The organism is Brevundimonas vesicularis, assembly GCF_027105095.1.
In the GTDB taxonomy this organism is placed as follows: Bacteria; Pseudomonadota; Alphaproteobacteria; order Caulobacterales; family Caulobacteraceae; genus Brevundimonas; species Brevundimonas vesicularis_E.
The window spans coordinates 2,821,425-2,835,651 of record NZ_CP114278.1 but is presented as its reverse complement, the minus strand read 5'-3'; the positions used below and the strand labels follow the sequence as shown (position 1 = coordinate 2,835,651).

Sequence of the window (14,227 nt, the reverse complement as noted above, 5' to 3'; positions counted from 1 at the left end):
CCAGAGCTCTCCGTCCAGTGTTGTGGCAAGAAACACCCTTTGAAGGGCGCTGAGACGCCCATTGAGCAAAATTTTTGCGACAGGGCTTGTGCCTGTCCGGGCGGTATGGTTTCTTGGCGTCAGAACAGGGAGCCACCGGTGGCCACGATGACGCGCGACATGACGAAGGGACGCACCGCCAAGGCGGCCGCAGCCGTTCGCGCGCCGGTCGGCCTGGAAAGCCCCGTATTCCTCATTACCCTCGTACTTCTTGGCCTGCTTACGCAAGCGGCGTGGATGCACGCGACCTGACCCTAGACACACTCAGGATCGCCTCGCACCACCCCGCCTCCGAAAGGGAGCGGGGTTTTTAGTGCGCGGCGGTTCGAAACGAACCGGATCGATGACGCAAAATTCTACCTCTCAGCCCAGAAAGCCCAACGCGCGCAGCGCGGCGGTGACGGCTGGCCCGAACCGGGCCGCCGCGCGGTCGTATCTGCGCGCCGCCGGCATGCAGGACGCCGACTTCGACAAGCCGATGATCGGCATCGTCAACACCTGGTCGACGGTCACGCCGTGCAACATGCACCTGGACCGTCTTGCCAAGGACGTGCGCGCCGGCATTGTCGCGGCAGGCGGCTATCCGGTCGATTTCAACACCATCGTCGTCACCGACGGCATCTCGATGGGCACGGCGGGCATGAAGGCCTCGTTGATCAGCCGCGAGGTCGTTGCCGACTCGATCGAGCTGGCCATCGAGGGCCACCAGCTGGACGGCGTGGTCTGCATCGTCGGCTGCGACAAGACGATCCCGGCGGCCGCCATGGCTTTGGCCCGGATGGATATCCCCGGCCTAGTCTATTACGGCGGCACCATCATGCCTGGCGTGATCGGGACGAAAGAGGTCTCGGTCCAGGAGGTGTTCGAAGCCATCGGCGCCCATTCGGCCGGCGCCCTGGACGACGAAGGGCTGAAGGCGGTCGAACAGGCCGTCTGCCCCGGCGCCGGGGCCTGCGGCGGCCAATTCACGGCGAATACGATGGCGATGGCCTTGTCAGTCATGGGCATCAGCCCCATGGGGGCCAACGACGTGCCCGCCGTCGATCCGAATAAGGCCGCCGAGGGCGAGCGCTGCGGTCGGCTGATCGTCGAACGCGTCTTCTCGGGCGACACGGCGCGCAAATACATCACCCGCGCCAGCCTGAAGAACGCCGCCGTCGCGGTCTCGGCCTCGGGCGGGTCGACCAATGCGGTCATGCACCTGACGGCCATCGCGGCGGAGGCCGGCGTCGAATTCGGCGTCGAGGACTGCCACCAGGCCTGCGTCGAGGCCCCCGTCATCTGCGATCTGAAGCCGGGCGGCCGCTTCCTGGCCTCGCACCTGTTCGCCGCCGGCGGCACGCGTCTGGTCACCCAGCGGATGGCCGAGGCGGGCAAGATCGTGAACACCCCCACCGTCAGCGGCCGCAGCCTGTTCGCCGAGGCCGCCGAGGCCGAGGAAACGCCGGGCCAAGTGGTGGTGACGACGTTTGACGCCCCCGTGATGGATCGCGGCAGCTTCGCCGTCATCTATGGCGACGTCGCCCCGGAAGGCGCGGTCATCAAGCTGACGGGTCATAAGGTCGATACGTTCGAAGGCCCGGCCTGCGTCTTCGACTCGGAAGAGGACGCCTTCCACGCCGTTCAGGATGGATCGGTCGGCGAGGGCGACGTGATCATCATCCGCTACGAAGGGCCCAAGGGCGGTCCGGGCATGCGCGAAATGCTGCAGGTCACAGCCGCCCTGAAGGGGCGCAAGATCGACAATGTCGCCCTTCTGACCGACGGCCGGTTCTCGGGCGCCAGCTACGGCTTCGTCGCCGGACACGTCTCGCCGGAAGCCGCCGTGGGCGGCCCGATCGCTTTAATTCGCGATGGTGACCGCATCACCATCGACGTCACCAACCGCCGGATCGACGTCAATGTCGATCTGGCGACGCGCCGGGCGGGCTTTACGCCCCACGTGGTCCGCCCGGCGCGAGGTGTCTTCGCCAAATACCGCGCCTCGGTCGCCTCGGCGGCCCAGGGCGCCGTCACCATCCCCAACCCGCCGCCGGCCCAAGTCCCGGCAAGCCACAAAACCAACGCTGCTCAGGACGCCTGACCCATGGCCATCACCATCTACACCAACGAAGACATCAAGCCGGGCGCCATCGCGGGCCAGCGCATCGCCATCATCGGCTACGGCTCGCAGGGTCGCGCCCATGCCCAGAACCTGAAGGACAGCGGCCATGACGTGGTCGCCGGCGTCCGTCACGGCGGCACGGGCTGGAAACACGCCACCGCCGACGGCGTGCCGACCGCTGAGCCGGCCGAGGCCGTCAAGGGCGCCGACATCATCGCCATCCTGACCCCCGACATGGTTCAGGGCGACGTCTATCGCGACATCATCGAGCCGAACGCCAAGGAGGGCTCGGCCCTGCTGTTCGCCCATGGCTTTTCAATCATCTACGAGCGCATCACCCCGCGCGAGGACATGGACGTGATCCTGGTCGCGCCGAAGGGACCGGGCGATCTGGTCCGTCGCGAGTTTCAGCGCGGTCGCGGCGTGCCCAGCCTGTTCGCCGTCGAGAAGGACGTCACTGGCAAGGCCCGCGACCGGGCCATGGGTTACGCCAAGGGCAACGGCGGCGCGACCGGCGGCCTGCTGGAGACCACCTTCCGCGAAGAGACCGAGACGGACCTGTTCGGCGAACAGGCCGTCCTGTGCGGCGGCGCCAAGGAGCTGGTCATGCAGGGCTTCAACACCCTGGTCGAGGCCGGTTACCAGCCCGAGATCGCCTATTTCGAATGCCTGCATGAGCTGAAGCTGATCGTGGACCTGTTCTACGAAGGCGGCATCTCGAAGATGCACCACTTCATCTCGGAAACCGCCAAATACGGCGCGGTCGCCAGCGGCCCGCGCGTCGTGACCGAAGAGACCAAGGCCCGCATGAAGACCATTCTGGACGAGATCCAGGACGGCACCTTTGCGCGCAACTGGATCGCCGAGAACGAGGCCGGCAAGCCGCAGTACGAGGCTTGGCTGAAGGCGGACCGCGAGAGCCAGATCGAACAGGTCGGCGCGCGTCTGCGCGAACGCATGGCCTGGCTGAACACGCCCAAGGCTGAAGCGGCCTGATCGCCGCCTGAACGACCGGATGACCCTGATGACCGCCGCCGCCTTCAAACCCTCAGCCGAGAACGCTCCCCAGTCGGGTGCGCGTCTGCTGGTCTCCACCCTGGAGCGGCTGGGGGTGGAGGTGGTGTTCGGCTATCCGGGCGGCGCCATCATGCCGGTCTATGACGCCCTGGCCGGCTCCAAGCTGAAGCACATCCTGGTCCGCCATGAGCAGGGCGCAGCCTTCTCGGCCGACGCCTATGCCCGAAAAAGCGGCAAGGTCGGCGTCTGCATGGCCACGTCTGGTCCGGGCGCCACCAATCTGGTCACCGGCATCGCCAATGCGATGATGGATTCGGTGCCGATCGTCTGCATCACCGGCAATGTCGCCCAAGGCCTGATGGGCACCGACGCCTTTCAGGAGATCGACATCCTGGGCGTCACCCTGCCGATCGTGAAACATTCGATCCTGGTCCGCTCGGCCGCCGAGGTTCCCGCCGCGATCGAGGAAGCCTTCCATATCGCCCGGTCGGGCCGACCCGGCCCGGTTCTGGTCGATCTGCCCAAGGATGTGCAGTTCGAGACGACGGCGGATGACTACGGTTTCTCCATTCCCAACGAAACGCCGCGCGTCGATCACGACGCCATCGCCGCCGCAGAGGCTGCGATCCGGGCCGCGAAAAAGCCGTTGGTCTATATCGGCGGCGGCGTGAAGATCGGCGGCGCGACCCAGGCCCTGCGCGCCTTCGTCGCCGCGACCGGCATCCCTCAAGTTTCGACGCTGAACGCCCTGGGCACGATCCCGACGGATGCGCCCGGGATGCTGGGCATGCTGGGCATGCACGGCACGCGCGCCGCCAACCATGCGGTGCAGGACAGCGATCTGCTGATCGTCGTCGGCGCCCGGTTCGACGACCGCGCCACCGGCAAGCTGGCCGAGTTCGCGCCCAACGCCAGGATCGTCCATTTCGACATCGACGCCTCGGAAGTCGGCAAGCTGCGCAGCGCCAATGTCGCCGTCGTCGGCGAACTGCGCGAGGGCGTTGAGGCGCTGACGGCGCGGATGCGGTCGGGCACCGCACTGGATATTCAGGCCTGGGCCGACGACTGCGCTGGTGCGGCCAAAGCCGGCGCCCACCGCTATGACGCGCCGGGCGAGGGGGTCTATGCGCCCGCCGTGCTGAAAGAAATCTCGGAAGCGGCGGGCGATGACTTCGTCGCCGCCTGCGACGTGGGTCAGCATCAGATGTGGGCGGCTATGCACTGCCGCTTCGCAAAGCCGGAAGCCCACATCACCTCGGGCGGTCTGGGCGCGATGGGCTTTGGCCTGCCCGCCGGCATCGGGGCCAAGCTGGCCGATCCGTCGGCGACGGTCGTTACCATCGCCGGCGACGGCGGCTTCATGATGAACATCCAGGAGCTGGCGACGCTGAAGCGTTACGGCATCCCGCTGAAGATCGTGCTGATCGACAACTCCTCCCTGGGCCTGGTGCGCCAGTGGCAGGAGCTGTTCTTCGCCGAGAACTATTCCGAGATCGATCTGTCCGACAATCCGGACTTCGTAAAGGTCGCCGAAGCCTTCGGGATCGAGGCCTTCCGCATCGATCGCCGCGATCAGGTGTCTGACGGCATCCAGCGCCTGCTGGCGGCCGACGGTCCCTGCCTGGCCCACGTGGTCATCGACCCCCGAGACAATGTCTGGCCGCTGGTTCCGCCGGGCAAGAGCAATGCTGAAATGATGGAGGGCTCCTGAGATGAGCAACACGATCCACATCCAGATCGACCGTGCGGACGGTTCGCTTCAGCGTCTCATCGGCCTGGTGGAGCGCCGCGGCTTCCACATCGACGGCATGGCCCTGGCTGACGAGGGCGCCTTCCGTCGCATCGCCCTGACCGTGCGCGGCCGCGACGCCGGCCGCTGCATGGACAACCTGGGTCGCCAGATCGACCGGCTGTTCGGGGTGCGCCGCATCAGCGCCGACATTATTCAATCCGAGGCCGCGTAATGATTACCCCCGAAAGCGTACGCGTATCGGGCGTGTCCCGCACCGAGGAGATCGCCGCCGATCCAAACCGCGTCATCATTTTTGACACGACGATGCGGGACGGGGAACAGGCTCCGGGCTTCTCGATGAGCGCCCAGGCCAAGGTGAAGATGGCCCAGGTTCTGCGGGACCTGGGCGTCGACGTTATCGAGGCCGGCTTCGCCGCCGCCTCGCCCGGCGACGAGGACTGCATCCGTCGCGTGGCGGGCGAGGTCGAGGGGCCGATCTTCTGCTCCCTGTCGCGCGCCAACGAAAAGGACATCGACGCCACCTTCCGCGCCCTGGCGCCGGCGCCGAAGTCGCACCGTCGGTGCCACACCTTCATCGGCACCAGCCCAATCCACCGCTCCGCCAAGCTGAAGATGTCCACCAATGAGGTGTTGTCGACGGCCGTGCGGTCGGTCGAGTACGCCCGCAGCCTGTTCGACGACGTCGAGTTCTCGGCCGAGGACGCCTTCCGCACCGAGCCGGAGTTCCTGGCCGATGTGCTGGAGGCCGCCGCAGACGCCGGCGCGCGCACTCTGAACGTCCCCGACACCGTCGGCTATGCGACCCCGGAAGAGGTGCGCGAAACCTATCGCGCCCTGGCCGCGCGCATCAAAAAGCGCCATCCGTACGTGATCTTCTCGGCCCACTGCCACGACGACCTGGGCATGGCGGTCGCCAACTCCTTGGCCGCCGTCGAGGGCGGCGCGCGTCAGATCGAGGGCGCGATCAACGGTATCGGCGAACGGGCCGGCAACTGCTCGATCGAAGAAGTCATCATGGCGCTGAAGGTCCGCGAGGACCGCTATGGCGTCACGACCGGCGCCGACAGCCGTCATCTGGTGCGCGCCTCCAAGATCCTGTGCGAGATCACCGAGACGGTCATCGCCCGAAACAAGTCCGTGGTGGGCATCAACGCCTTCGCCCACGAGGCGGGAATTCACCAGCACGGCATGCTGGCCGACAGCCGCACCTATGAGATCATGCGGCCCCAGGATGTGGGCTTCGAGGGCAGCTGGTTCGTGCTGGGCAAGCATTCGGGCCGTCACGCCATCGCCAAACGCGCCGAGACCATCGGTCGTCCCATCGAGGGCGAGCGTCTGGCGGCGGTGGTCGCCGGCTTTAAGTCGCGCGCGGATCAGATCGGCGAGATCAATGACGCCGAACTGATCGCCATCATCGACCGGGTCGACGGCGTGTCCGAGGTCGTGGCCCAATATGCCTGACCCCAAAACCCTGTTCGACAAGGTGTGGGACGCCCACGTCGTGCGGTCGGAAACGGCCGATACGCCGGGGGTGCTGTATATCGACCTGCACCTGGTCCACGAAGTCACCAGCCCACAGGCCTTCAGCGAGATCGAGGCGCGCGGTCTGAAGGTGCGGCGTCCAGACCGGACCTATGCGACCCTGGACCATTCGACGCCGACGCTGCCGGCGGGGCTGAATGGTCTGAAACCCTATGTCACGGCCCAGGCCGAGGCTCAGGTCCATACGCTGGAGCGCAACTGCGCCGCCCACGGCGTGCCGCTGGCGGGGTGGGATTCGGACGATCGCGGCGTGGTCCATGTCATGGGGCCGGAACTGGGCCTGACCCAGCCGGGCATGACGGTGGTCTGCGGCGACAGCCATACGGCGACGCACGGCGCCTTCGGGGCGCTGGCCTTCGGCATCGGCACGTCCGAGGTCGGTCACGTGCTGGCGACCCAATGCTTGTTGCAGCGCAAGGCCAAGGCCATGCGGGTGACGGTGGACGGTCAACTGCAGCTCGGCGTCTCGGGCAAGGATGTCGCGCTGGCGGTCATCGCCGCCATCGGCTTCGGTGGCGGCACCGGCTATGTCATCGAATACGCGGGCGAGGCGGTGCGGTCGCTGGGCATGGAAGGGCGCATGACCCTGTGCAACATGTCCATCGAGGCCGGCGCCCGCGCGGGCATGATCGCCCCGGACCAGACAACGATCGACTGGCTGCGCGGACGCAAGCACGTCCCCGCCGACTATGAGGCGGCGACGACCGAATGGCTGAAACTGGCGACGGATGCAGGCGCGGTCTTCGATAAGGAAGTGACCCTCGACGGCGCCGCCATCCGGCCCATGGCGACCTGGGGCACGACGCCGGATGCGGGCGCGCCCATCGGCTCGCCCGTGCCGCAACCCCAGTCGGACTCAGACCGCAAGGCGATCGCCTATATGGGCTTCACAGCTGGGGAGGCGACGACCAGCCAGCCGGTGGATGTGGTCTTCATCGGCTCCTGCACCAACGGGCGCCTGCCCGATCTGCGCGCCGCCGCCGAGGTGCTGCGCGGCAGGAAGGTCAAGCCGGGTCTGCGCATGCTGGTTGTGCCGGGGTCCGAGGCCGTGCGTCGTGACGCCGAGGCCGAAGGATTGCACGAGGTCTTCATCGCCGCGGGGGCCGAATGGCGCATTCCCGGCTGTTCCATGTGCATCGCCATGAACGGTGATTTCGTCGCGCCGGGCCAACTGGCCGTATCCACGTCGAACCGCAACTTCGAAGGGCGTCAGGGCAAGGACGCCCGCACCATCTTGGCCAGTCCAGCGACGGCGGCGGCGACGGCGGTCGCTGGCGTGCTGACCGATCCGCGCGTCTTTCTGAAGGAGGTCGAGCATGTCTGAACCCTTCCAGGTGCTGACCTCCAAGACCGTGACCCTGAGCCAGGCCAATATCGACACCGACCAGATCATTCCGGCACGTTTCCTGACCACGACTACGCGCGAAGGGCTGGGCAAGGCCGCCTTCTATGACTGGCGTTACGAGGACGACGGCTCGGAAAAACCCGAGGCCATTCTGAATCGCATCGATCCGGCCGAGCATCGCATCCTGCTGGCGGGCCGGAACTTCGCCTGCGGTTCGTCGCGCGAACATGCGCCCTGGGCCCTGCTGGACTATGGGTTCCGGGCGGTGATCTCGACCGAGATCGCTGACATTTTTACATCGAATGCGCTGAAAAACGGCCTGCTGCCCATCGTGGTCAGTCAGGCGGTTTGGGACGATCTGGCGTCGCAGCCGGACCAGCCGGTCACGATCGACCTCCAGGCCAATCAGATCCAGCGCGGTAATGCCGAACCCGTGCCGTTCGGGGTCGAATCCTTCGCCCGCCAATGCCTGCTGGACGGGGTGGACACCCTGGGCTGGCTGCAATCAAACATGCCTGAAATCGAAGCCTACGAGCGATCGAAAGAGACCGTAAGATGAGCACCGCCGCCACCAAGACCTACAACATCGTCCTGCTGCCCGGCGACGGCGTCGGACCGGAGGTCACTCGGGCCGCGCGTGATGTCTTGCGGGTCATCGGCGACTTCTATGGTCACCATTTCGAGTTCGCCGAGCATCTAATCGGTGGTGCGGCCATCGACGAAACGGGCGAACCCTTGCCCGAGGCGACGCGCGCCGCCTGCGTCGCTTCCGACGCCGTGCTGCTGGGCGCCGTCGGCGGACCGAAATGGGATGGCGGCAAGGCGCGTCCGGAACAGGGGCTGTTGGCTATCCGCAAGGCGATGGGCCTGTTCGCCAATCTGCGGCCGTTGCAGGTGTCGCCGGTGCTGGCGCACCGCTCCCCGCTGAAGAAGGAGATCGTCGAGGGCGTCGATCTGATCGTCTTCCGCGAACTGACCGGCGGCGTCTATTTCGGCGAGAAGACCCGCACCGCCGACCGCGCCACCGACCTGTGCGAATACACCGTGCCGGAGATCGAGCGGGTGACCCGCGCCGCCTTCCAGACCGCCCAACAGCGTCGCGGCAAGGTGACCTCGGTCGACAAGGCCAATGTCATGGAGACCAGCCGTCTGTGGCGCGAGGTCGTGACCCGCATCCATGCCGAGGAGTTCCCAGACATCACCCTGGAGCACGCCCTGGTAGACTCCATGGCCATGCACCTGATCCGCAAGCCGCGCGAATACGACGTCATCCTGACCGAAAACATGTTCGGTGACATCCTGTCGGACGAGATCTCTGTCCTGGGCGGCTCCATCGGCCTGTTGCCGTCGGCGTCGCTGGGCGCGGGCGGGCCGGGTCTGTTCGAGCCGATCCACGGCTCGGCTCCGGACATCGCCGGTCAGGATCTGGCCAATCCGGTCGGGACCATCCTGTCGGCCGCCCTGCTGCTGCGTCACAGTCTGAAACTGGAGGACGAGGCTGATTCCATCGAGGCCGCCGTCGCGGCGGTTCTGGCGGCCGGCGCCGTGACGGCCGATCTGGGCGGCGCACTGGGCACGCGCGCGGCGACCGAAGCCGTCATCGACGCCATCCGCGCCATCCACTGGGCGGCAGCGCACCGGGTGCAAATGCACTGGGCCTGACGGCTTAAACTGAAGCTGAAAATCCTGCCGCTCAGCTTGGCTTTTTCGGCATAAAAAATCTGATATCGGGCCTCAGGATCGCAAGATCGTGTGGCCCTGTTCTTTTTCTTCATGACCGTTGCAAGAAAGTTGCGCCGTTCACGGTCTAGCCCCTTGCGCCTATCGCAAATGCGGTAAAATCTTCGCAACTGCGAGATTGCATAGGGGGTACTAGCTCATGTCGCAGACCACGAAACGACTTACGGGAGCGGCTGCGCTCCTTCTTCCTACACTCTGTCTGATGGCCGCTGGCGCAGCCAATGCGCAGGACGCCGCGCCCGCCTTGCTCGGCCACCAGGCCGCGCTTGAGCTGGACAGCGCTGGCGCCTCGTGGCTCGGCACCTCGACCGCCCTGGTTCTGCTGATGACCCTCCCCGGTCTGGCGCTGTTCTATGGCGGCATGGTGCGCAAGAAGAACGTCATCGCCACCATCACCCAGTCCGTCGGCGTCTTCGCCGTAGTGTCCCTGGTATGGTTCATCGCCGGCTATAGCCTGGCCTTCGGCAAGAACGAGAGCGCCGGCCTTCAGCCCTTCATCGGCAGCCTGAACATGCTGTTCCTGAACGGCGTGTCGCTGAAGACAGCCAACGCCCTACTGCCGGGCATTCCCGAGTTCCTGTTCATCTCCTTCCAGATGACCTTCGCCATCATCACCCCGGCGCTGATCACTGGCGCCTTCGCCGAGCGGTTCAAATATTCGGCGCTGTTGCTGTTCACCGCCCTCTGGTCGCTGCTGGTCTATGCGCCGATCTGCCATTGGGTCTGGGGCGGCGGTTTCCTGGGTTCGGCGGGCGTGCTGGACTTCGCGGGGGGCGCGGTCGTTCACGTCAACTCGGGCGTCGCGGGCCTGGTCTGCGCCATCTTCCTGGGTCGCCGTAAGGGTTACGGCACAGAGGTCATCACCGCCCACAACCCTGTCCTGACCATGATCGGCGCCTCGCTGCTGCTGGTCGGCTGGATCGGCTTCAACGCCGGCTCGGCGGGCGCCGCCAACGATCTGATGGGCGTGGCGCTGCTGAACACCATCCTGGCCGCCGCCGCCGCCGCCCTGACCTGGAAGGTCGTCGAATATATCGAGAAGAAGAAGGTCTCGCTGATCGGCATGCTGTCGGGCGTCGTCGCCGGTCTGGTCGCCATCACCCCGGCGGCCGGCTTCGTCGATCCCAAGGGCGCGGTGATCATTGGTCTGATCGCCGGCCCGGCCTGCTACGCCTCGTCGGTGTGGATCAAGAAGCTGCTGCGCTACGATGACAGCCTGGACGCCTTCGGCATCCACGGCGCGGGCGGCCTGATCGGCGCCCTGCTGACCGGCGTGTTCGCCACGACCGCGATCAACAGCCTGTCGGAAGGCGCCAACGTCGGCGCCCAGGCCCTGGGCCTGCTGTGGACCATCGTCTACAGCGCCGTCGGCACCCTGATCATCCTGTTCATCTGCAAGTTCACCACGGGCCTGCGCGTGAGCGAAGCGGAAGAAGCCGCTGGTCTGGACACCTCTCTGCACGGCGAAGCATTGGAACACTGAAATCCGTGTATAGGGCGCGGCTCCCAATCCGCGCCCTTTCTCGGCCAACAAAAATAAAAGGGGATAGACTATGAAGAAGACCACCATCCGCGCGGCCGCCGCCGCGACTCTCGCCGCAGGTCTGATCGGCCTCGCCGCGCCGGCCTCGGCCCAGAGCGACGTCGACGTCGACGTCGCCTGGAACGTCGGCGTCGTCAGCGACTATGTCTTCCGCGGCTTCACCCAAACCAGCGAAGACCCCGCCATTCAAGGCGGCGTCGACCTTACGTCGGGCAGCTTCTATGCGGGAGCCTGGGCCTCCAACGTCGACTTCGGCGACGACACCGACGCGGAAGTCGACCTGTACGGCGGCTATCGCACCGAGGCGGGCGGCTTCGCGCTGGATTTCGGCGCGATCGGCTATTTGTATGTCGGGGAGCCGGACGGCGCGGACTATAACTACGCCGAGTTCAAGGCTGCGGCCTCGCGCGCGGTCGGTCCCGCCACGTTTGGCGCGGCCGTCTATTACTCGCCCGACTTCTTCGGCGCGGACAAGGAAGCGACCTATGCCGAGGTCAACGCCGCCTTCTCGCCGGCGCCCAAGTGGACAGTGTCCGGCGCGCTCGGCAAGCAATGGCTCGACGTCAGCGACGACTACACCACGTGGAACGTCGGCGTCGGCTATGCCTTGACCGACAAGGTGGGCGTCGATGTCCGCTATCACGATACCGATGTGGACGGCGTGCCCGGCGCCGAAGATCGGATCGTCGGGGCGGTGAAGCTCACCTTCTGAGCCGCATCAGCCCGAAATGAGTTCGGCCCCGGAGAGCGATCTCCGGGGCCGTTTTCGTATCAGCGGGCGTAGCGGTCGCGGACGGGGTCGTAGCTGTCCCAGACCTTGCCGTCGGCCAGCGACCGCAGCAGCTTCAGATATTCCGCGTGGGTCCAGGCCAGGGGCGTCGCCGAGTCCGTATTCTGACCCACGGCGTAATCCTTGACCGTCGGGTTTCCGACGCCGTCCCACACCTGTTCGGCCAGCATCAGTCCGCCGTTGGCGAACCGCTCCATGCCGCGCACATAGGTCTGGCGGATGGCGGCGATGTCGGCGGTCGAAGGGGCGCCGTTCACGCTGACGCGAGCCAGCTCATAGTGACCGCGTTCGCCCGTGAAGAAGGGCCAGACCCGGCCGCGCTGACCGGGGCTCATCTCCCCGCCGACGCCGTAGTTGGCGCCCGTCAGATGATCCTCGCCATAGCCGTCGACGCCATAACGGCGCCAGCCCGGCGTCTTGTCGCCCTCGGGACCGAAGTCGTAGCGAACGCGATACAACGGTTCCAAGGACTGATCGTCATAGACGGGCAGGGTTGCCAGGATGTGCGGATCGTCGGCCTTGCGCACCCCATAGCGCACCAGCTCCAGGAAGCCGCCGTCCACGACCCGGTCTTCGGCCGGGGCGATCTGGCCGTTGGCGGCGCCGATCGGGGCCTTGTCGTTCGGGTTCTCGTTCTGGGTGATGCGGACGAAGTAGCGACCGTCGCCGAAGTCGCCGTTGGTGGTGAACATCCGGTCTTCGATCTTGGACGCATAGCTGTCGGCCGCGATTTGGTAGCGCGTCGCGCTGGCGGCGTCGCCAGAGGCGCGCGCCATTTCGGCGGCGACCGTCAGGCCCGAGACCACGGCGGCGGTCGAGGACGGCGAATAGCCCTGCTGCTCCTCCCAGCGTTCCTGCTGGGTGAAGGGGGGCTTGATCTCCGCGTCGTTCCACATCAGCCCGATCTTGCCGCCGTCGACCAGGAAGTCGGCCGCTGGCTTCAGCATGGACCGATAGTGTTCGGTCATTTGGGCGTCGGACAGCCAGCCCATCTTCCACAGACGATAGCCCAGCATGATCGGCATGGCGGTCTGGTCCAGTTGGACCGCGACCCATTCCAGTTCGCCGTCGACGTGCGTCTTCTGCAGGAACCAGCCGCCGACGCCGGTGTTGCCGGGCGTGTTCGGGCCGACCTGAACCTGGGGCAGATAGTTGAAGGCCGCCAGCGGCGTCTCCTTGTCGCCCAGCGCCGCCAGAGCCATCGCCACCTGATAGAAGTCACGCGGCCAGACGGCCTTGTAGCCTGTCGAGGACTTCGACGCGTCCACCGTGTCGCCCCACGGGTTCGACAGTGACGCGATCAGGGCGCCGGCGTGCGTGCGATCCTCCTGCACCTTGAGCATCAGGGCCGAGGCGTAGGCCAGCTTGCCGCCGTCGGTCGCCTGTTCGGCGATGCGCGGTAGCTCGGTCAGGGAGCCGACATAGTCTTCCCAGCCGACGCGCTCGCCCTCGCCGTTGAAGCGGGCCAGCACCTCGTCCAAACCGGTCGCGAACGAACCGTCCGCAGCCGCGCGCGCCTCAGCTTCGCTGGCGCCGAAGCCGATGACGAAGTCGCGCGTGATCCGGCGGCTTTGGCGCAGGCGCGGCAGAGCGCCGGTCATCATGGTGTTGCCGGCCTGATCGCCGGTGGAGGCGTAGATCCATTCCAGCTTGCCGTCCTTCAGATCCGTCAAACCGTCGGAGGCGCCGACGAATCCGACGCTGGCCTTTTCGAAGGCTTCGCTGGGCTTCAGGAACAGGTGGGTGTCGCCCTCCCAGGCATGGAAACCGTCGCGCGTCACCGCGCCTCGATCGTCGACGCCGGTGTTGGCGATGTGCGGCTCCAGCATCAGATAGGGCGTCACATCGCCCTTCAGCGCCGTGATGGTGACGCGCAACACCAGGGCGTTGCGGTCGGGATCGCTGAAGATCTGCTTTTCGATCTCAAAGCGGCCGTTCTTATCCTGCGTCGTGACGCGATAAGCCGGCGAGAGCGGACGTCCCTGGGCGTCGACGTGCAGATATTCGGTGCGGCTGGTGGTGTCGTCGCCTTCGACGACCAGACCGTCCTGGGTCACGCCGGCGAAGCGCAGGGCCTTGATCTGGGCCTCATGGATCAGGCCGTACATGGTCTCGGTCAGGACGCCGTCGGCGATGGAGAACCAGACCTTGGACACCGCGCCGGTCGGGCCGCCGTCGCGATATTGGCCGTCGACATAAGCCTCGTATGAGGCGCCGGCGCCGGTCTTGGCCGCGCTGGACCAGACAGGCGGGGCGCCGGGCGCGCCGGGGGCGACGCCCGATTGGGCGCTTGCGGCGGAAGCGAGGGCCAGGCCGGCGGCGCCGGCGAAGCAGAAGGTACGGAAGTGACGCAT

General features: G+C 66.4%; 12 protein-coding genes. 11 read left to right on the top strand and 1 reads right to left on the bottom strand.

The window, feature by feature from the left end; translation table 11 throughout:
* Window positions 1–138 precede the first annotated feature (138 nt).
* The 11 genes from O2K97_RS14080 (at window position 139) to O2K97_RS14030 (ending at window position 11,795) form a co-directional block, all read left to right on the top strand.
* Entirely contained in the window at window positions 139–291 is a 153-nt protein-coding gene (locus O2K97_RS14080) for a hypothetical protein (protein ID WP_242078115.1), read from the top strand.
* Between the two features lie 91 nt (window positions 292–382).
* Window positions 383–2,122 carry a dihydroxy-acid dehydratase gene (locus O2K97_RS14075; protein WP_269219743.1) on the top strand — a complete coding sequence of 580 codons (1,740 nt, stop codon included), beginning with the start codon at window positions 383–385 and terminating at the stop codon, window positions 2,120–2,122.
* A 3-nt stretch (window positions 2,123–2,125) separates the two neighbouring features.
* On the top strand, window positions 2,126–3,139 hold the full coding sequence (gene ilvC / locus O2K97_RS14070; RefSeq protein ID WP_269219742.1) for a ketol-acid reductoisomerase: 1,014 nt from the start codon (window positions 2,126–2,128) through the stop codon (window positions 3,137–3,139).
* A 19-nt stretch (window positions 3,140–3,158) separates the two neighbouring features.
* Window positions 3,159–4,871 (top strand): acetolactate synthase 2 catalytic subunit, encoded by a 1,713-nt coding sequence (ilvG, locus tag O2K97_RS14065; protein ID WP_269219741.1) that lies wholly within the window; start codon window positions 3,159–3,161, stop codon window positions 4,869–4,871.
* 1 nt (window position 4,872) lies between these two features.
* The gene (locus O2K97_RS14060) at window positions 4,873–5,124 is read left to right on the top strand and encodes an ACT domain-containing protein (RefSeq protein WP_269219740.1); all 252 of its coding nucleotides are present in this window, start codon (window positions 4,873–4,875) and stop codon (window positions 5,122–5,124) included.
* Window positions 5,124–6,374 (top strand): 2-isopropylmalate synthase, encoded by a 1,251-nt coding sequence (locus O2K97_RS14055; protein WP_269219739.1) that lies wholly within the window; start codon window positions 5,124–5,126, stop codon window positions 6,372–6,374. Before O2K97_RS14060 ends, O2K97_RS14055 begins: the two co-directional genes overlap by 1 nt.
* Window positions 6,367–7,779, top strand: coding sequence for a 3-isopropylmalate dehydratase large subunit (leuC, locus tag O2K97_RS14050; protein WP_269219738.1), 1,413 nt, complete (start codon window positions 6,367–6,369; stop codon window positions 7,777–7,779). Before O2K97_RS14055 ends, leuC begins: the two co-directional genes overlap by 8 nt.
* Window positions 7,772–8,359, top strand: a complete 588-nt coding sequence (leuD, locus tag O2K97_RS14045; RefSeq protein WP_017505141.1) for a 3-isopropylmalate dehydratase small subunit — start codon at window positions 7,772–7,774, stop codon at window positions 8,357–8,359. The genes leuC and leuD overlap by 8 nt, the downstream gene beginning before the upstream one ends.
* Entirely contained in the window at window positions 8,356–9,462 is a 1,107-nt protein-coding gene (leuB, locus tag O2K97_RS14040; RefSeq protein WP_091748404.1) for a 3-isopropylmalate dehydrogenase, read from the top strand. The genes leuD and leuB overlap by 4 nt, the downstream gene beginning before the upstream one ends.
* A 280-nt stretch (window positions 9,463–9,742) precedes the next feature.
* On the top strand, window positions 9,743–11,023 hold the full coding sequence (locus tag O2K97_RS14035; protein ID WP_269219737.1) for an ammonium transporter: 1,281 nt from the start codon (window positions 9,743–9,745) through the stop codon (window positions 11,021–11,023).
* 70 nt (window positions 11,024–11,093) lie between these two features.
* Window positions 11,094–11,795 carry a TorF family putative porin gene (locus O2K97_RS14030; protein ID WP_269219736.1) on the top strand — a complete coding sequence of 234 codons (702 nt, stop codon included), beginning with the start codon at window positions 11,094–11,096 and terminating at the stop codon, window positions 11,793–11,795.
* Between the two features lie 59 nt (window positions 11,796–11,854).
* Here O2K97_RS14030 and O2K97_RS14025 read toward each other — a convergent pair whose 3' ends face one another.
* Complete coding sequence (locus O2K97_RS14025; RefSeq protein ID WP_269219735.1) at window positions 11,855–14,227, bottom strand: glucan 1,4-alpha-glucosidase; 2,373 nt, start codon at window positions 14,225–14,227, stop codon at window positions 11,855–11,857.